This is a genomic window from Acidovorax sp. FJL06, assembly GCF_003852545.1.
GTDB lineage: Bacteria > Pseudomonadota > Gammaproteobacteria > Burkholderiales > Burkholderiaceae_C > Acidovorax.
The window spans coordinates 1-17,569 of the sequence record NZ_QAJR01000058.1; the positions used below are offsets into that span (position 1 = coordinate 1).

At 68.5% G+C, this 17,569-nt stretch carries 15 protein-coding genes; 7 read left to right on the top strand and 8 right to left on the bottom strand.

Going from position 1 to position 17,569, the window contains the following annotated elements; translation table 11 throughout:
• The first annotated feature begins 42 nt into the window (after positions 1-42).
• The 6 genes from ftsY (at position 43) to DBV10_RS21770 (ending at position 8,376) form a co-directional block, all read left to right on the top strand.
• Positions 43-1,188 carry a signal recognition particle-docking protein FtsY gene (gene ftsY / locus DBV10_RS21745; protein ID WP_370451208.1) on the top strand — a complete coding sequence of 382 codons (1,146 nt, stop codon included), beginning with the start codon at positions 43-45 and terminating at the stop codon, positions 1,186-1,188.
• 153 nt (positions 1,189-1,341) lie between these two features.
• Positions 1,342-3,996 carry an EAL domain-containing protein gene (locus DBV10_RS21750; protein WP_124515638.1) on the top strand — a complete coding sequence of 885 codons (2,655 nt, stop codon included), beginning with the start codon at positions 1,342-1,344 and terminating at the stop codon, positions 3,994-3,996.
• Between the two features lie 102 nt (positions 3,997-4,098).
• On the top strand, positions 4,099-5,175 hold the full coding sequence (locus DBV10_RS21755; protein ID WP_124515639.1) for a hypothetical protein: 1,077 nt from the start codon (positions 4,099-4,101) through the stop codon (positions 5,173-5,175).
• Between the two features lie 266 nt (positions 5,176-5,441).
• Positions 5,442-6,383, top strand: a complete 942-nt coding sequence (gene rpoH, locus DBV10_RS21760; protein ID WP_124515640.1) for an RNA polymerase sigma factor RpoH — start codon at positions 5,442-5,444, stop codon at positions 6,381-6,383.
• Positions 6,384-6,500: 117 nt separating this feature from the next.
• Positions 6,501-7,532 carry a tripartite tricarboxylate transporter substrate binding protein gene (locus DBV10_RS21765; protein ID WP_124515641.1) on the top strand — a complete coding sequence of 344 codons (1,032 nt, stop codon included), beginning with the start codon at positions 6,501-6,503 and terminating at the stop codon, positions 7,530-7,532.
• Positions 7,533-7,671: 139 nt separating this feature from the next.
• Positions 7,672-8,376, top strand: coding sequence for a Crp/Fnr family transcriptional regulator (locus DBV10_RS21770; RefSeq protein WP_124515642.1), 705 nt, complete (start codon positions 7,672-7,674; stop codon positions 8,374-8,376).
• A 3-nt stretch (positions 8,377-8,379) separates the two neighbouring features.
• Here the strand turns inward: DBV10_RS21770 and DBV10_RS21775 are convergent, their stop codons facing one another.
• The 7 genes from DBV10_RS21775 to DBV10_RS21805 form a co-directional block, all read right to left on the bottom strand.
• Entirely contained in the window at positions 8,380-10,083 is a 1,704-nt protein-coding gene (locus tag DBV10_RS21775) for a putative bifunctional diguanylate cyclase/phosphodiesterase (RefSeq protein ID WP_370451206.1), read from the bottom strand.
• 95 nt (positions 10,084-10,178) lie between these two features.
• Complete coding sequence (locus DBV10_RS23350; RefSeq protein ID WP_124515644.1) at positions 10,179-11,753, bottom strand: PAS domain-containing methyl-accepting chemotaxis protein; 1,575 nt, start codon at positions 11,751-11,753, stop codon at positions 10,179-10,181.
• 340 nt (positions 11,754-12,093) lie between these two features.
• Positions 12,094-12,705 (bottom strand): SCO family protein, encoded by a 612-nt coding sequence (locus DBV10_RS21785; RefSeq protein WP_124515645.1) that lies wholly within the window; start codon positions 12,703-12,705, stop codon positions 12,094-12,096.
• Positions 12,706-12,710: 5 nt separating this feature from the next.
• The gene (gene cyoE / locus DBV10_RS21790; RefSeq protein ID WP_124515646.1) at positions 12,711-13,613 is read right to left on the bottom strand and encodes a heme o synthase; all 903 of its coding nucleotides are present in this window, start codon (positions 13,611-13,613) and stop codon (positions 12,711-12,713) included.
• Entirely contained in the window at positions 13,610-14,791 is a 1,182-nt protein-coding gene (locus DBV10_RS21795) for a heme A synthase (RefSeq protein WP_124515647.1), read from the bottom strand. Before DBV10_RS21795 ends, cyoE begins: the two co-directional genes overlap by 4 nt.
• Entirely contained in the window at positions 14,788-15,543 is a 756-nt protein-coding gene (locus DBV10_RS21800; RefSeq protein WP_124515648.1) for a hypothetical protein, read from the bottom strand. Before DBV10_RS21800 ends, DBV10_RS21795 begins: the two co-directional genes overlap by 4 nt.
• A complete protein-coding gene (locus DBV10_RS21805) occupies positions 15,485-16,291 on the bottom strand; it encodes an SURF1 family protein (protein ID WP_124515649.1) in 807 nt (268 codons plus the stop codon). Before DBV10_RS21805 ends, DBV10_RS21800 begins: the two co-directional genes overlap by 59 nt.
• A gap of 15 nt (positions 16,292-16,306) precedes the next feature.
• On the opposite strand from DBV10_RS21805, the gene DBV10_RS21810 reads away from it, so the two are divergent.
• Positions 16,307-16,528, top strand: a complete 222-nt coding sequence (locus DBV10_RS21810) for a twin transmembrane helix small protein (RefSeq protein WP_124515650.1) — start codon at positions 16,307-16,309, stop codon at positions 16,526-16,528.
• Between the two features lie 121 nt (positions 16,529-16,649).
• Here the strand turns inward: DBV10_RS21810 and DBV10_RS21815 are convergent, their stop codons facing one another.
• Complete coding sequence (locus DBV10_RS21815) at positions 16,650-17,531, bottom strand: cytochrome c oxidase subunit 3 (protein ID WP_124515651.1); 882 nt, start codon at positions 17,529-17,531, stop codon at positions 16,650-16,652.
• Positions 17,532-17,569 lie beyond the last annotated feature (38 nt).

Consider the following 17,569-nt stretch of genomic DNA (forward strand, 5'->3'; position numbering starts at 1 on the left):
GCCGCTGCCGCGCCTGCTGCGGTGCCCGTGAGCCCGGCGGCGATACCGCCCGCTGTCACGCCGGTGGCAACGCCCGTGGCACCCACGGCAGTTGCACCGGCCACGACACCGGTCACGGCGCCCGTGGTGGCGACCCCGGTTGCCACGCCGGCAGCCCCCGTCCCGCCAGCACCGGCACCGGCGGCACCCGTGCCCGTTGCCCCCCCTGCCCCTGTGGCCTCCTCAGCGGCCCCGGTGCCTGCGCCGCCACCGCCCCTCTCCCCGCCCGCCCCGGCCCCCGTGGCGGCCGAGCGCAAGGGTTGGCTCGACCGCCTCAAGGCCGGCCTGCGCAAGACCGGCAGCAGCATCGCCACCGTGTTCACCGGCACGCAGATCGACGATGCGCTGTATGAAGAGCTGGAGGAAGCCCTGCTCATGGCCGACACCGGCGTCAAGGCCACGGCGCACCTGCTGGCCGACCTCAAGCGCCGCGTGAAGGAGGCCAAGGCCACCGACCCCGCCGCCGTCAAGGGCCTGCTGGCCGACGCGCTGGCCGACCTGCTGCGCCCGCTCGAAAAAGCGCTGGTGATTGGCGAACACACGCCCACCGTGATCATGGTGGCGGGCGTCAATGGTGCGGGCAAAACCACGTCGATCGGCAAGCTCACCAAGCATCTGGCAGACGAAGGCGCCGCCGTGCTGCTGGCGGCGGCCGACACCTTCCGCGCCGCCGCGCGCGAGCAGCTCGGCGTGTGGGCCGACCGCAACACCGTCGAGATCGTGAGCCAGGAGGGCGGCGACCCCGCCGCCGTGAGCTTTGATGCCGTCACCGCCGGCAAGGCGCGCGGCAAGGACGTGGTGCTGGTGGACACGGCCGGCCGCCTGCCCACGCAGCTGCACCTGATGGAAGAGCTGAAAAAGATCCGCCGCGTGGTGACCAAGGCCGACGCCACCGCCCCGCACGAGGTGCTGCTGGTGATCGACGGCAACACCGGCCAGAACGCGCTGGCCCAGGTACGGTCGTTCGACGACGCGCTGCAGCTCACCGGCCTCATCGTGACCAAGCTCGACGGCACGGCCAAGGGCGGCGTGCTGGCCGCGATTGCACAGGAGCGCCCCATCCCCGTGTACTTCATCGGCGTGGGTGAAAAACTCGAAGACCTGGAAACCTTCAGCGCCCGCGAGTTTGCCCAGGCCCTGCTGGCCTGACGGGGCCGGCCACCGCGCCCGACCACCCCACGGACCGGCGGACCCACGCGCCGCCCGGTTCGCCCCGGCATGGCCCCACCGGGGCCATTTCCGATTTACGGATCGCCGCAATTCCCCCATGATGGGCCTTCCCCAGGAAAAGCACGGAGGCCCATGTTCATTGAGCTGGTCAAAGGCGTTGCCTTGCTGTTGGCACTGTGCTTTCTGCACGGTTTCAACATCCGCCTGTGGCGCCAGCGCCCGCGGGTGGGCCAGGCTTTTTCGGGGCTGATCTTCGGCGGCATCTGCGTGGTGGGCATGCTCACCCCCGTGGTGCTGATGCCCGGCGTGATCTTTGATGCGCGCTCGGTCGTGCTCAGCATGGCCGGGCTGTTTGGCGGGCCCCTGGTGGCCTGCATCGCGGCGGCCATGGCGGCCACGGGCCGCCTGTGGCTGGGCGGCGCGGGGGCCGAGGTGGGCCTGATGGTGATCGCGCTGTGCACCGTGCTGGGCCTGGCCTACCGCACGGCCCGCGCGCACGGGCGGCTGGGGGTGCGGCCCGTGCCGCTGGCGCTGTTCGGGCTGCTGCTGCACACCGCCGTGCTGGCGATCTTCCAGCTGCTGCCCGCCGAGGCCGTGCACCGCATCAACCAGACCCTGGCCCTGCCCTTTTTGCTCACCTTCACCCCCGCCACCGTGGTGCTGGGCCTGCTGCTGCGCGACGTGGAAGAGCGAATGGCCACCGAGCACCAGCTCACCGGCATGGCGGCGCGCCTGCACGCGATCGCCCAGGCCATCCCCGACGTGCTGCTGGTGCTGGATGCGCGGGGGCGCTATGTGGAAGTGCTCTCGCCCGACGACACCGCGCTGGTCGCCGCCGCGCCCCAGCTCATCGGCAAGCGGCTGCACGAGGTGCTGCCCGCCGAGCAGGCCGACCGCTTCATGGTGCTGATCCATGACACCCTGCGGTCCGGCCAGACCAACACCATCGAGTACGAGATGCAGACCCTGTCGGGGCTGCGCCAGTTCGAGGGGCGCACCCAGCCCCTGGGCGTGCAGGTGGGCGGCCAGGCCGCCGTGGTGTTCCTGGCGCGTGACATCACCAAGCGCAAGCAGGCCGAGAGCGCGCTGCGCGAGTCGGAGCTGCGGTTTCGCTCGCTGCTGCGCAACATCCCGTCCATCTCGGTCCAGGGCTACCTGGAAGACGGCACCACCAGCTACTGGAACCAGGCCTCCGAGCAGCTTTACGGCTACACCGCCGACGAAGCGCTGGGCGCCAACCTGCTGCAGCTCATCATCCCGCCCCCCATGCGCGAGGCCGTGCGCAGCCATGTGCAGCACATGTTTGCCACGGGCGAGGTCATCCCCGCCGGCGAGCTGCAGTTGCAGCGCAAGGACGGGTCGCCGGTCCATGTGTTTTCCAGCCACGCCTACATCCAGGTGCCCGGCCACCCGCCCGAGATGTTCTGCATCGACATCGACATCTCGGGCCGCAAGGCCGCCGAGGACGAGGCGCGCTACCTGGCGTTCTACGACGCGCTCACCCAGTTGCCCAACCGCCGCCTGCTGGTGGACCGGCTGCAGCAGGTGCTGGTCAACGGCCTGCGCTCGGGCCTGACCACGGCCGTGCTGTTCGTGGACCTGGACAACTTCAAGACCCTGAACGACACCCGGGGCCACGAAGTGGGCGACCTGCTGCTCAAGGAAGTGGCCGACCGCCTGCGCGGCTGTGTGCGCGAGCAGGACACCGTGGCCCGCCTGGGCGGCGACGAGTTCGTGGTCGTGCTGCAGAATTTGGGCAGCGAGGCCCCCGAGGCCGCCGCCCAGACCCGCACCCTGGGCGAACTGATCCTGGCCCAGCTGCGCCTGCCCTACGACCTGGCCGGACACGAGCACCATTTTTCGGCCAGCATTGGCGCCACGCTGCTGCGCCAGCACCGTGGCTCGGTGGACGAGGTGCTCAAGCAGGCCGACATGGCCATGTACCGCGCCAAGGACGCGGGGCGCAACACACTGCGCTTCTTCGACCCCGACATGCAGCAGGCCGTGAACCGCCGCGCGCTGCTGGAGACCGAGCTGCACAACGGCCTGCGCCAGTCGCAGTTCCTGCTGCTGTACCAGCCCCAGGTAGACCGCCAGGGCCGCATCACCGGCGCCGAGGCCCTGGTGCGCTGGCGCCACCCCGTGCAGGGCATGGTCTCGCCCGCCGAATTCATCCCGCTGGCCGAAGAATCCGGCCTGATCCTGCCCCTGGGCCACTGGGTCATGGAAACCGCACTGCGCCAGCAGGCCCAGTGGCGGCAAGACCCGCAGTTTGCCCACCTGAGCCTCGCCATCAACGTGAGCGCCCGCCAGTTCCTGCAGGAGGACTTTGTGGCGCAGGTGCTGGCGCTGCTGCAACGCACCGGCGCCGCCCCCGCACAGATCAAGCTGGAGCTGACCGAAAGCCTGCTGCTGGACAACGTGGATGGCGTGATCGCCACCATGCACGACCTCAAGGCCCATGGCCTGGGCTTTTCGCTGGACGACTTCGGCACGGGCTACTCGTCGCTCAGCTACCTCAAGCGCCTGCCGCTCGACCAGATCAAGATCGACCAGGGCTTTGTGCGCGACGTGCTGCTCGACCCAAGCGACGCCGCCATCGCGCGCTCCATCATCGCGCTGGCCGGCAGCCTGGGCCTGGATGTGATCGCCGAAGGGGTGGAAACCGCTGAGCACCACCAGTTCCTGCTCTCGCACGGCTGCCTGGCCTTCCAGGGCTACCTGTTTGGCCGGCCCCTAGCACTGGAAGACTTCGAGCGCCAGGTTCAGCACGGCGCAAAGGCATAGCACCAAGGCGCGGCCCTCCCCACGGCCCTGCCCGCACCAGGGGCAATCAAGTTCTGCCGCCCGCTGGCCGATATCTCCATGTGGAAGCCGCGGAGGTGCCCCATGAAGATCGAATCATCCGCCCTGCAGATGCAGGCCCAGCATGCCGCCACGCGCATGCACACGCAAAGCAGCCGCCTCGAAGCCTGGGTGGGCGACCGCCGCCCGGCCAGTGCCCCCCATCCCGCCCGAGCGGCCCCCGCCGTCCAGATCTCCAGCGCCGCCCGCCTGGCCCAGGCCGCCCAGATGGCCAGCACCGCAGCCGCCGAGGCCCCCGCCGCCACGCGCGATGCCGAGGCCGACGAAGGCCTGACGCCCCAGCTGGCCCTGATCCGCGACCTCATCGCACTCATGACCGGTGTGCGGGTGCGCGTCTACACCGGGCCCGAAGCCTCGGCCGAAGCGCCCACTCTGCCCCAGCGCCCCGCCCAGGCCCCAGCAGACGCGCCCCCCGGGCGCCAGCGCGCCGGCTTTGGCCTGGCCTATGAACAGCACGAAGTCACCGAAGAAACCGAACGCACCCAGTTCGCCGCCCAGGGCGTGGTGCGCACGGCCGACGGGCGCGAGATCCGCTTCACCCTGCAGCTGGACATGCAGCGCAGCTACCGCCAGGAATCCTCGTTCAGCCTGCGCCTGGGCGATGCGGTGGCGGTGGACCCGCTGGTGATCAATTTCGACGGCACTGCCGCCCAATTGCAAGACCAGCGCTTTGCCTTCGACCTGAACGGCGATGGCCAGACCGAAGACGTGCCCCTGCTGGCCGGCAACCGGGGCTACCTGGCGCTGGACACCAACCAGAACGCCCGCATCGACAACGGCCTGGAACTCTTCGGCCCCGGCACCGGCAACGGCTTTGCCGAACTGGCCCGGCACGACAGCGATGGCAACGGCTGGATCGACGAAGCCGACCCCATCTACCAGCAACTGCGCGTGTGGACCCCGAGTGCCGACGGCACCGGCCGCCTGCAAACCCTGGCCGAACTCGGGGTGGGCGCCGTGCAGACCGCCGCATCGGCGGCTACCCCGTTTGCCCTGCGCACCACCGACAACACCCACCTTGGCGCCGTTCGCTCCACGAGCGTGTACCTGCGCGAGGATGGGGGGGTGGGGACGGTGCAGCAGATTGATTTGAGCGTGTAGGGCCGCCGGAGCTGGCGATCCCAGGTGCTTGGCACCGAGGACCACCTGCGCCCTGCCGCTTCCATGGCGCCGGTGGGCGAAACGCCTATAACAGGCCCATTAGCTACAAAATCAATAGCATCATTCGTATTCCAGGCAATAGATTGATGCCAATTTCATCCAAAGTCTAGAAAATCAACACCGCCAACAACCCAACGGGAACTCCGGGCTTAGCACTCAATCAGAGAGAGTGCTAACATCTTGGCTTAGAGGAAAGGATTCCTGGAATGAACATTCAGTCTGGAACCGCGACGATGACCCTGGCGTCCGCCAACCCCTGGGCGCTGGTGCCTGCCTTGGGCAACCTGGACGCCTACATTTCGGCCGTCAACCGCCTGCCCCTGCTCACGCACGACGAAGAGCAGACCTATGCACGCCAGCTCAAGGACAACAACGATGTGGACGCCGCCGGCCGGCTGGTCATGTCGCACCTGCGCCTGGTGGTCTCGATTTCACGCCAGTACCTGGGCTATGGCCTGCCCCACGGCGACCTGATCCAGGAGGGCAACGTGGGCCTGATGAAGGCCGTCAAGCGCTTCGACCCAGACCAAGGCGTGCGCCTGGTGAGCTATGCCATGCACTGGATCAAGGCCGAGATCCACGAATACATCCTGAAGAACTGGCGCATGGTGAAGGTGGCGACCACCAAGGCCCAGCGCAAACTGTTCTTCAACCTGCGCTCCATGAAGCAGGGCTTCAAGGCCGATGCGGCAGCAGCGGACGCTGCCACGCACCGCGACACGCTGTCGGACCGCGAGATCGACTCCGTGGCCGCGCAGCTCAATGTGAAGCGCGAGGAAGTCATCGAGATGGAAACCCGCATGTCGGGTGGCGATGTGCTGCTGGACCCCAGCCCTTCGGACGACGGCGAGCAGGCCTTTGGCCCCATCGCCTACCTGGCCGATGGTTCGCACGAACCCACGGCCATGATCGAGTCGCGCCAGCGCGACGCACTGGCCACGGATGGCATCGCCACGGCGCTGGCCAGCCTGGACGACCGCAGCCGCCGCATCGTGGAGGAGCGCTGGCTCAAGGTCAACGATGACGGCACGGGCGGCATGACGCTGCACGAGCTGGCGGCGGTGTACGGCGTGAGCGCCGAGCGCATCCGCCAGATCGAGGTGGCCGCGATGAAGAAGATGAAAAAGGCCCTGGCCGAGTACGCCTGAGCCTGTGCGGCGGCGGGGTTAACATCCCCGGCTGCAGAAGAAGTTGCCTCACGGGGCCCCAGTTCTGGGGCCCCGTGTCGTTTTGGCCCCTGAATATTCCTGAGGAGTTCCCGCCCCATGTTGTCACGCCCTGTTGTTTCGCGCCGTGCTGCACTGCTGATCGCGCTGGCTGCCACGTCCCCCTGGGCCCTGGCCCAGAACAATGCCAAGACCGCCGCTGCGGCTGCGGCGGCGCCCCTGGCATGGCCCACCAAGCCCCTGAAGATCATCGTGGGCTTCCCTGCCGGCTCGTCGCCCGACCTCACGGCCCGCACGTTCTCGGAGCCCCTGTCCAAGGCCCTGGGCCAGCCCGTGATCGTGGACAACAAGGTGGGCGCGGGCGGCAACATCGGTGCCGACGCGGTGGCCAAGGCGCGCGACGACCACACCATCGGCCTGATGATCAATGGCAACATGACCATTGCCAAGCTGCTGAACCCCGCCGTGCCCTATGACCCGATCAAGGACCTGGCCCCGCTCAGCCTCATCGGCACCTCGCCCCTGATCCTGACCGCGCCGGTCAGCCAAACGGGCGTCCCCGCCGGTGGCAGCGCCCGCGACTTCTTTGTGGCGGCGCGCAATGGGGGCGACAAGTGGAGCTATGGCACGCCCGGCGTGGGCACGGTGGGCCACATCGGCACCGAGCTGCTCAAGTCGCGCAGCAACATCAACCCGGTGCATGTGCCCTACCCGGGCTACCCCCAGGTGGCCAACGCCATGCTGGGCGGCCAGCTGCAGATGGCGCTGCTGCCCCCGGCCCTGGCCCAGGCCCAGGTGCGGGCGGGCAAGCTGCGTGCAATTGGCGTGACCTCTTCCGGCCGCAGCCCGCTGGCGCCCGAGGTGCCCAGCCTGACCGAAGCCGGCATCAGCAACTTCAACCTGGAAATCTGGAACGCCTTTGCCGCGCCCTCGACCATGCCCAAGCCCATCCAGGCCAAGCTGGCCGCGCTGATCAGCGAGATTGCGCGCAGCGATGAGGTGCGCAGCAAGCTGTTCCAGCAAGGCTGGCAGACCGTGGGCTCGTCGCCCGAGGGGCTGGCCAACCGCATCAAGGCCGACACCAATCTGCTGGGCGGGGTGATTGCCATGCGCGGCATCAAGGCGGAGTAAACCGCACGGGGCCTGCGGCATACATTTTGTTGCACTGCGCCACAAACCCGGGTAAGGTCTGAACACCTGCCCGGGTTTTTTCATTCCGGGCTCACTGACTGCCCCATCCCCTGGGGTGAATGCCCATTGCCACCGCTCCATGAAATCTGAACCCCTCGCCCGCAGCGGCGGGTGCACGCTGTGCGTGGGCCGGCAGGACTGCCTTCTGGGCCGGCAAAACGAGGAACGCCGCAACCACTGGGCCCCCCTGGTGGTGGAGCGGCCCATGTGCAAGGGCGAACTGCTTTTGCGGCAGGGCGAAACGCCGCACACCTTCCGGATTGTCAAAACGGGCACGGTCATGCTGCTGTGCAGCGGCGAAGACCGGGTGGAACGGCCCGTCGGGCTGTTCGGCCCAGGGCAGCCGCTGGGCACCACGGGGCTGGTCCAGCAGGCCGCCGCCGTGTCCTGCCGCGCGCTGACCGCCGGGCGGCTGTGCGAAGTCCCCATCGCGGCCGCCAGCCAGCAAGGTTTGCTTGACGCGGTGTTCATGCGGGGGCTGGCGCAAAGCTATGCGCAAACCAATGCCTGGCTGGCCGAATGGGCCCGCATCGTGCGCATCCGGGGCGTGGCGGGCCAGTTGGCGGCCACCTTGCTGCAGCTCGCCCGCATTCAGCGCAGCAGCCTGGTGCGCCTGCCCAGCCACGTGGTGCTGGCCGACCTGCTCTCGACCACGCGCGAGACCATTGCCCGCGCCCTGCGCCAGCTGGCGCTGCAGCAGGGGCTGGTGCGCCACGACCGCTGGCACTGCGAGATCCAGCGCGAGGTCCTGCTGGGCCTGGCCGGCGGGCACCGGCCGGCCTGACCTTCAGGCGGGCGCGATGGCCACGCCCAGCGGCGCAGGCCCCTGCCCTGCCAGCGTGCCCAGGGGCGCCTGCGCTGCCTGCAGCAGCTGCACCACATGGCCAGGCGCCACCGCGCGCGAGAACAACCAGCCCTGGTAGGCGTTGCAACCAAAGTCCGCCAGCAGGCGCAGTTGCTCGGCGGACTCCACGCCCTCGGCCACCACATGCAGGCCCAGGGTCTGCGCCAGCACGATGATGGCCTGTACCAGGGTGGCGTCGGCGCTGGTGCGCAGCAGGGGGCGCACGAACTCGCGGTCGATCTTGATGCGGGAAATGGGCAGCTGCTTCAGATACGCCAGCGAGGAATGGCCCGTGCCAAAGTCATCGAGTGCAATGCAAACGCCCAGCGCCTGCAGGCTGCACAGCACGCGCCGGGCCTGCTCGGGGTCGGCCATGGCCTCGGACTCGGTCACTTCGATCTCCAGCAGGTCAGGCCGGGCGCCGTGCAGGGCCAGGCTGCGCTCGATCTGCTCCACCAGGTCGGTTTGCCGCAGTTGCTGCGCAGACAGGTTGACGGCCACCCGCAGCGGCATGCCGGCATCAGTCCACTGGGCGATCTGGCGGCAGGCGGTGTCGATCACCCAGGCCCCCAGCGCCAGGATCAGGCCGGTGGCCTCGGCCACGGGCACGAAGCGGTCCGGCGGGATTTCGCCAAGCTGGGGGTCGGTCCAGCGCAGCAGGGCCTCGACGCCCTGCATGCGGCCGGTGGCCACGTCCACCTGGGGCTGGTAGTGCAGGGCCAGCCCCCCATAGGCCAGCGCCATCTTGAGGCGCTCGTGCAGCTGCAGCTTCTCGGCCATGCGGATGCCCATGGGCGGCGCATAGAAGGCGTAGTGCGCGCGGCCCGACTCCTTGGCGTGGTACATGGCCATGTCGGCGTAGCGCATCAGGGTGGCCGCGTCCTGCGCGTCGCCGGGGTACAGCGCAATCCCCAGGCTGGCCCCGAAATCCAGCTCGAAGCCATGCATCTGGTAGGGCCGGCACAGCGCATCCAGCAGCTTGGCGGCGGCCTGCTCGGCATCCTGCGCATGGGCGATCTGCGGCAGCAGCACCGTGAACTCGTCCCCGCCCAGCCGGGCCAGCGCGTCGCCTGCGCGCAGCACGCTCTTGAGCCGGCGCGCCACCTCCAGCAGCACCTGGTCGCCCGCGGCATGGCCATAGCCGTCATTCACCGCCTTGAAGTCGTCCAGGTCCAGCAGCAGCAGTGCAAAGGACTGGCCCGAACGGGCCGACTCGGCAATCGCCTGTTCGAGCCGCTGGCCAAACTGCCAGCGGTTGATCAGGCCGGTCAGCGTGTCGTGGGTGGCCTGGAAGTGCATGCGGGCCTCCAGCCGGCGCACCTCCGAGATGTCGCGCACAAAGGCCACGGCCGTGCCGCCGCGTGCGTCCGTGTGCCCCAGCGCGATGTCCACGGGCAGGGAGCTGCCGTCCTTGCGCATGATCCACAGGTCGCGCCCCATCCCCATGGGCCGGCGCGAGGGGCCCTGAAAGTAGCCCTCCAGGTGCCGGGCATGCGCCTCGCGCAGGTCCGGCGGCAGGAAGATGCTGACCGACTGGCCGCACAGTTCGTCGGCCGAATAGCCGGAGATGGTCTGCATCGCGGCATTGGCCATCACGATGCGGCCGGCGCGGTCCACCAGCAGGATGCCGTCCGGCGCTGCGTTCATGGCGGCCAGGATCAAGGAGGCGTTCTCAGCACCGGGTGGTTGCCGATCAAAGGAAGAGGGAGCCCCGGAAAAGTGCGGCCCCAGGCCGGCGGACCTCATCGCACCAGGCCCTGGGGCTGGAACACGGACGCGGCCTCGTCCAGGTGCCGCGCCTGCTGGGCGAGCGCACCGCTGAGCTCGGCACTGCGGCGCACCAGCACGGCGTTTTGCTGCGTCATCTGCTCCAGCTGGGCCACCGCGCTGTTGATCTGGCCCACGCCCAGGGCCTGCTCGCGGCTGGCCTGCTGAATGTCCTGCACCAGCTCGCTAAGCCCCTGCACCGATTGCACCGCGCTGTCCATGGTCCGGGCTGCCGCCACGGCGGCCTCGGTGCCGCTGCGCACCTCGGCCAGCGACGCGTCGATCAGCGCCTTGATGTCGCGCGCGGCGCGGGCGCTTTTTTGTGACAGGGCACGCACCTCGGTCGCCACCACGGCAAAGCCCTTGCCATGCTCGCCGGCGCGCGCGGCCTCCACAGCGGCGTTGAGCGCCAGCAGGTTGGTCTGGAACGCAATGCCGTCGATCAGCGTGCTGATCTCGGCCACGCGCTGGCTGGCGCTGGCGATGCCCTGCATGGTGTGCTGCACGCGCTGCACGGTGCCGGCCCCCTGCGTGGCCGCCTGCGCACCCAGGCCAGCGCGCTGTGCGGCGAGCGCGGCCTTGTCGCTGTTGGCACGGATGGCGGCGGTGAGTTCGTCCAGCGCGGTGGCGGCCTCTTCCAGGCTGCTGGCGGCTTCTTCGGTGCGCTCGGACAGGTGCGTGTTGCCGTCCTGCAGTTCGGTGGCGCATGTGCGCACCTGCAGGGCCTTGCCCTGGATGTCGCTCACCAGGGACATCATGTTGAGCCCGGCCTGCTGCACGCTGCGCATGAGCCCGCCGATCTCGTCCACGCGCTGCAGCATCAGGGCCTCGGCCTTCTGCCCGCTGGCCACGGCGCGTGCCTGGGCCAGCACCTCGCGCAAGGGTTGCACCACCCCGGCCTGCAGCCACCAGGCCGCAGCGGCGCCCGCACCACACCAGGCCGCCAGGCCCGCCAGCCACCACCCCGCCGGGGCGGCCTGCGCGCCGGCCCCCGCCACCAAGGCCACCGCACCGCCCAGCAGCAGCAAGCCCAGCGCCCCGTGCAAACGCGCGCCCAGCGACACAAAGCGCAGCCGCGCCCCCCAAGCGGCCAAGCCATGCACGCCCACCACCAACCCACGGTGCACCTTGAGGTGGCGGGCCCCGGCATTGATGCGCTGGTAGAGCGTTTCGTGGGCGCGGATCTCCTCATCGGAGGCCTTGGTGCGCACCGACAGAAAGCCGACCACGGCGCCATCCTGGCGGATGGGACTGGCGTTGGCGCGCACCCAGTAGTGGTCTCCGTCCTTGCGCCGGTTCTTGACCAGCGACGACCATGGGAGCCCGCCACGGATCGTGGTCCACATGTCCTCAAATGCGGCCGGGGGCATGTCGGGATGCCGCACCACGTTGTGGGCCTTGCCATACAGTTCGTCGCGCCCGAAGCCGCTGACCTTGATGAAGGCATCGTTGGCGTACACGATGCGCCCCTTGAGGTCGGTAGTGGAGAGCAAGGTGTCGCCCTCGGACAGCGGGTAGTCACGCTGGGTTACATGCCGGTTCAAACGCATGGAGGCCTGGGTCCTTCTTCACAGAGTGGGCGGGTCGGGGCGCGGGCGCGGCTTGCAGCCGCATCCAGCGCATACGGACGCCACCTGCCCGGCGCACCGGAGCAAATGGCTGGAACCACTCTAGGGAATCAGGTCGCAATCGGCATCAAGGAAGCCCCGGCAAGCGCCGGCAACTTGATGCGAATGTGATGCGCATCACATTCTTTCCCCCGCCTTGAGGCAAATCTGCGACAGCCGCTGCGAGCCCCCCGGGGCCACAGGGGCGGAGCGCCCGGCATGGCGGGACATGACGGACCGGCGCTGCCCGGGCCCGCACAGGCCGGCGGGCAGCCTGCCAGGCTCAGCCCGCTTCGGCGAGCAAGGCCTTCACATCCGCCGCCAGGGCCTGGGCGCCGCTGCCGTAGCGGTTGTAGACGCGCAGGCGCCCTGCGGGGTCGTACACGTAGCTGCCGGCCGAATGGTCCATGGTGTAGCTCGTGGGCGTCTTGCCATCGACCTTCTTGAAATAGATCTTGAAGTCCTTGGCCACGGCCGCGAGCTGCTCGGGCGTGCCGTGCAGCGCGAGAAAGCTGGGGTCGAAGTTGGCCATGTAGGCCTTGAGCACCTCGGGCGTGTCGCGCTCCGGGTCCACGGTCACGAAGATGCCCTGCAGGCGATCGCCGTCCTTGCCCAGCATCTGCTTGACCTCGGCCAGCTCTTGCATGGACGTGGGGCACACGTCCGGGCACTGCGTGTAGCCAAAGAACACCACCACCACCTTGCCCGCAAAGTCCTTGAGATGGCGCGCCTGGCCGTTGTGGTCGGTCAGCGGGATGTCGCGGGCATAGTCCGCCCCCGTCACGTCGACGCCACGGAACTCGGCCTTCTTCTCAGAACAAGCAACAAAAAGGCCTGCAGCGCCTACCGATAAAGCGCTAACAGCTATTGTTTTAAGAGCATTTCGTTTGAGCATGGTTCTCACAGCACGTAGTGGTCCACCAGCAGGGCGGCAAACAGCACGCTCAGGTGGATCAGGGAAAAGCGGAAGGTCTTGCGCGCCAGCGCGTCCGAGTAGCTGCGCCACAGCGCAAAGCCGTAGCCACAGAAGCCCGCGGAGAGCAGCACCGCCGCCACCAGGTAGATCCACGAACTCATGCCGTAGATGAACGGCATCAGGCAGCCCGCGAACAGGATCAGGGTGTAGAGGAACACCTGCAGCCGCGTGAACTCGTTGCCGTGCGTGACCGGCAGCATGGGCAGGCCGGACTTGCGGTAGTCCTCCACGCGGTACAGCGCCAGCGCCCAGAAATGCGGTGGCGTCCACAGGAAGATGATGAGGAACAAGATCAGCGCCTCAGGGCCCACATCGCCCGTCATGGCCGCCCAGCCCAGCACCGGCGGCATGGCGCCGGAGGCCCCGCCGATCACGATGTTCTGCGGCGTGAGCGGTTTCAGGATCACGGTGTAGACCACCGCATAGCCCACAAAGGTCGCAAAGGTGAGCCACATGGTCAGCGGGTTCACCCAGATGTACAACAGGGCCGACCCTGCGGCGCACAGCACGGCCGAGAACAGCAGCGTCTGGGCGTTGGACAGCTCGCCCTTGGCCGTGGGGCGCCAGGCGGTGCGCTTCATCTTGGCGTCTATGCCCTGCTCCACGATGCAGTTGAAGGCGGCCGCAGCCCCCGCCACCAGCCACACCCCGGCGCTGGCCAGTGCCATGTGGCCCAACTGCGCGGCCGTGGGCAGGCCAGGCACGGCCAGCACCATGCCGATCAGGGCACAGAAAACAATGAGCTGCACCACGCGGGGCTTGGTCAGTGCGTAAAACTGCTGCAGGCGCGAGGGCGGAACAGCAACGGCAGGGGGAGCGACACTCATGCAGATACTCTCGATGCGCCCGAGGGCGCGGAAAACTCTTGGGGCGCGGACGCCGCGCGGCTGGACACCAGGGCCCAGGTCAACACCACCACCAGGGCCGCAGCGCCGCCGGTGTGCAACACAGCGGCCAGCAGGGGCCAGTCCAGCACCACGTTCGACAGGCCGGTGGCCAACTGCAGCACCGACAGGCCCGCCAGCCACCGCGTGGGTGCGGGCAGCGCGCCGCTGCGTTGCAAGCGCCAGGCCAGCCATGCGAGCGCCGCCAGCACCGCATAGGCCATCAGGCGGTGGGCGTAGTGGATGGCCGTGAGGCCCGCAAAGCTGATGTGGCTGCCGTCCTGCAGCATGCCCAGCTTGCGCCAGACCTGGAAACCCTGGGCAAAGTCCATCGCAGGCCACCAGCTGCCCTGGCAGGTGGGGAAGGTGGTGCAGGCCAGCACGGCGTAGTTGGTGCTGACCCAGCCGCCCAGCACCACCTGCAGCGCCAGCAACAGCCCCGTCCAGACCAGGCCCTGGCGCAATGCGGGCGAGACCACAGCGAGCGAGCGGCCTTGCGCCGCATGGGTGTGGCGCACCGCCTGCACGCACAGCAGCGCCAGCAACACCAGCCCGCCGACCAGGTGCAACGTGACGATGGCGGGAAAGAGCTTCATCGTCACGGTGAGCGCGCCAAACGCCCCCTGCAGGCACACCCACAGCAGCGTCACCGTGGGCCACCAGGGGCTCAGGGGCGGCGCCTCGGCCGCGCCCCGCAGGGCCCGGCGCTGCTGCACCCACGACGACACCGTGAGCACGATGATGAGCACGCCCACGCTGGTGGCCAGGTAGCGGTGGATCATCTCCACCCAGGCCTTACCATGCGTGACCGGGCCGGTGGGCATGGCCTCTTGCGCCGCCGAGATTTCTGCGCGCGCGCCCACCGGGCTTGCGCTGCCGTAGCAGCCGGGCCAATCGGGACAGCCCAGGCCCGAGTCGGTGAGCCGCGTGAAGGCACCAAACAGCACCAGGTCAAAGGTCAGGAACAGGGTCAGCACCGTGAGCGCCTGCAGGCGCCGCAGGGACGAGCTGCGGCGGTTGCGCACCCACACCCAGGCCAGCGGCCCCAGCGCAATCACCAGGCCCAGGAGCATCAGCTCCAGCATGGGCGCCAGGTCGTACAGCGGTTGTGGTTCGCTCATGGCTTGCCCGGCCGCCCCGCCTCATCCCACGACGAGGAGGCCCGCAGCAGGCGCTCCAGGTCGCGCTTGGCCTTGGCAGCCCCGCTGGCGTCCATGGCAGCGGGGAACCGCATCATCCAGTTGCCCATGGGGTCTACCACGTACAGGTGCTCGGCCTGCTGATGGCCTTCGGCGGGCGCAAGCCAGGCATTGAGCGCTGCGCCATCCACGCGCAGCACGGTGGCCTTTTGCAGGGCCGGTGCCAGCGCATCGGGCACGGCCGCGCCGTCGTTGACCAGCCAGACCCAGTCCAGGCGGTCTTTCTCCTTGCCCAGGCTTTCGCGCAGCTGCCGCTGCAGGTACAGGTGCTTCTGGCACTGCGCATCGCAATCGCCCCCTGCCACGCTCACCAGCAGCCACTGGCCCTTGAGCGAGGCCAGGGGCACCGGGGCGCCATCCGGCGTGGTGGCCGTGAGGTCGGGCACGGTGCGCTGGGGGTCGATCAGTTCCCCATAGTTGCGGCGGCCTTCGGGGCGGATCACGTAGTACGTGAAATACGAGGCAATCACCGGTGCGGCACAGATCGCCAGCACACCCAGCATCTTCCAGCGGCCATGGCGCGCGCGCTGCGCGGTGGCCACCGCGTCACCGGCCTCGGGCAGGGTGTGCACGGTCAGCCCCAGCGGATGCGCGGCACGGGCAGTGGCCTGGGAATCAGGCGGCAGGCTGGCTGCGCGGGCGAATGAACCGTCGGACGATTTGGAACCAGACATAAAGAAGTGCCATCAGGCCGCAGAGCCCGAACCATTGAAATGCGTAACCGTAGTGTTTGTCGACGCCTGCGCCCACCACGGGCCAGTCGCGTTGCAGGCCATCGCCCGCATCCCCCGCTTCGCCCACCTGCAACACCGTGAGGGGTGCGAGCGCCAGGCCGGTTTCGGAACGAAACGCGGCCAGGTCGAGATTTTGCCGGATGCGGGAAGACCCCTGGGCGCCGTTGCCGCCATCGCCACCCTGGCCCCCACCGAACTCGTACAGGCGCGAAGGTGCGGCGGCCACGCGCCCCGCCACCCGCACCACCGCATCCTGCGGGGTGTGCACCTGCGGCAGCTGGGTGCGGTCCTGAAAGTTGCGTGGCACCCAGCCGCGCTGCACCAGCACCACGCCCGCAGGCATGCCCGCCAGCTGCAGGGGCGTGAGCACAAAGAAACCCGGCCGGCCGTTCATCTGGCGGTTGTCGAGGTACACCGTGTGCTCTGGCAGCCAGCGCCCCTCCAGCACCACTGCGCGGTGCACCAGGGCCTGGACCTCGTCGGCCGAGGCCGCTGCCAGGGGCAGCAGCACACGGCCCTCCAGGGCGGGCATCTGGCCGCGCGCGTCCAGCATGGCCTGCAGGGCCACCTTCTGCGCCGCGCGCGACAGCTGCCAGCGCCCCAGCGAGGCCGTGACCAGCATGCCCGCCACAGCGGCCAGCGTGATGAGCCAGAAACGCAGGCCCAGGGGGCGGCGGAAAGTGCTCACGGGATAATGTGCTCCATGAAATACCTCGTAGTGCTGGCGTTCATCGCCATTGTGGCCAGCCTGGCGTCGGCCTTGTTCTTCATGATGCGCAACGGCCAGGGCGACAAGAGCAAAGGCAGCCGCATGGCCAAGGCACTGGCGGTGCGGGTGGGGCTTTCCATCGCGCTGTTCCTGTGCATCCTGCTGGCCTGGCAGCTGGGCTACATCCAGCCCACCGGCCTGCCGGCGAGCCGCTGACCGGGCCCGCTTCCGGCGGCGCCTTCACCACCGCGGCAAGGGCCCATCCCGGACGGCACCCTGCCCTGCCTCCAACAAAAAAAGCGCCTGGTGGCGCTTTTTTTTGGGTGCCGTGCGCTGCTTACATCCAGTACACCAGCACGTACAGGCCCAGCCACACCACGTCCACAAAGTGCCAGTACCAGGCAGCACCTTCGAAGCCGAAATGCTTGTCGGCCGTGAAGTGGCCCTTTTGCAGGCGCAGCGTGATCACCAGCAGCATCAGCATGCCCAGGAACACGTGGAAGCCATGGAAGCCCGTCAGCATGAAGAAGGTGGAACCGAACACGCCCGAGTTGAGCTTGAGGTTCAGGTCGGTGTACAGGTGGAAATATTCGTAGCCCTGCACCAGCAGGAAGACGAAGCCCAGCAGCACCGTGGCCCACATGAAGCCGATGGTCTTGCCGCGATGGTTCTCGCGCAGTGCATGGTGGGCGATGGTCAGCGTCACGCCCGAGGTCAACAGCAGTGCGGTGTTGATGGTGGGCAGCCAGAAGGGGCCCACGGTCTGGAAGGGCTCAACGATGCCAGCGGGCGATGCCGTGACACCTGCCGCCACGCTGGGCCACACGGCCTTGAAGTCGGGCCAGAGCAGTGCGTTGTCCAGGCTGCCCAGTGCGGGCACCGAGTGTGCGCGGGCCCACCACAGGGCCGTGAAAAACGCGCCGAAGAACATCACCTCGGAGAAGATGAACCAGCTCATGCTCCAGCGGTACGACAGGTCGATCTTGTGGCCGTAGAGCCCACCCTGGCTTTCGCGGATGGCATCGCCAAACCACTGGTACAGCGTGAACAGCCACCACACCAGGCCCACGGCCAGGGAATACTTGCCCCAGTCATGGCCGTTGATCCACTGGCCTGCGCCAAGGATGACGAAGAACAGGCCGATGGCCGCCATCACCGGGTGACGCGACTCGGCAGGCACGTAGTAGTAAGGGGTTCCGCCGTGGGTTGATGCACTCATTTCAGCTCCTGAATCTCAAAATCTTTGTTTTCAGCTTT

Excerpts from the sequence above, each read along its gene's own strand:
- DBV10_RS21785 (WP_124515645.1), bottom strand. The coding sequence starts at position 12,705 with ATGCTCAAACGAAATGCTCTTAAAACAATAGCTGTTAGCGCTTTATCG.
- DBV10_RS21795 (WP_124515647.1), bottom strand. The coding sequence starts at position 14,791 with ATGAGCGAACCACAACCGCTGTACGACCTGGCGCCCATGCTGGAGCTG.
- rpoH (WP_124515640.1), top strand. The coding sequence starts at position 5,442 with ATGAACATTCAGTCTGGAACCGCGACGATGACCCTGGCGTCCGCCAAC.
- DBV10_RS21775 (WP_370451206.1), bottom strand. The coding sequence starts at position 10,083 with ATGAACGCAGCGCCGGACGGCATCCTGCTGGTGGACCGCGCCGGCCGC.
- DBV10_RS23350 (WP_124515644.1), bottom strand. The coding sequence starts at position 11,753 with ATGCGTTTGAACCGGCATGTAACCCAGCGTGACTACCCGCTGTCCGAG.
- DBV10_RS21765 (WP_124515641.1), top strand. The coding sequence starts at position 6,501 with ATGTTGTCACGCCCTGTTGTTTCGCGCCGTGCTGCACTGCTGATCGCG.
- DBV10_RS21815 (WP_124515651.1), bottom strand. The coding sequence starts at position 17,531 with ATGAGTGCATCAACCCACGGCGGAACCCCTTACTACTACGTGCCTGCC.
- cyoE (WP_124515646.1), bottom strand. The coding sequence starts at position 13,613 with ATGAGTGTCGCTCCCCCTGCCGTTGCTGTTCCGCCCTCGCGCCTGCAG.
- DBV10_RS21810 (WP_124515650.1), top strand. The coding sequence starts at position 16,307 with ATGAAATACCTCGTAGTGCTGGCGTTCATCGCCATTGTGGCCAGCCTG.
- DBV10_RS21770 (WP_124515642.1), top strand. The coding sequence starts at position 7,672 with ATGAAATCTGAACCCCTCGCCCGCAGCGGCGGGTGCACGCTGTGCGTG.
- DBV10_RS21800 (WP_124515648.1), bottom strand. The coding sequence starts at position 15,543 with ATGTCTGGTTCCAAATCGTCCGACGGTTCATTCGCCCGCGCAGCCAGC.
- DBV10_RS21755 (WP_124515639.1), top strand. The coding sequence starts at position 4,099 with ATGAAGATCGAATCATCCGCCCTGCAGATGCAGGCCCAGCATGCCGCC.
- DBV10_RS21750 (WP_124515638.1), top strand. The coding sequence starts at position 1,342 with ATGTTCATTGAGCTGGTCAAAGGCGTTGCCTTGCTGTTGGCACTGTGC.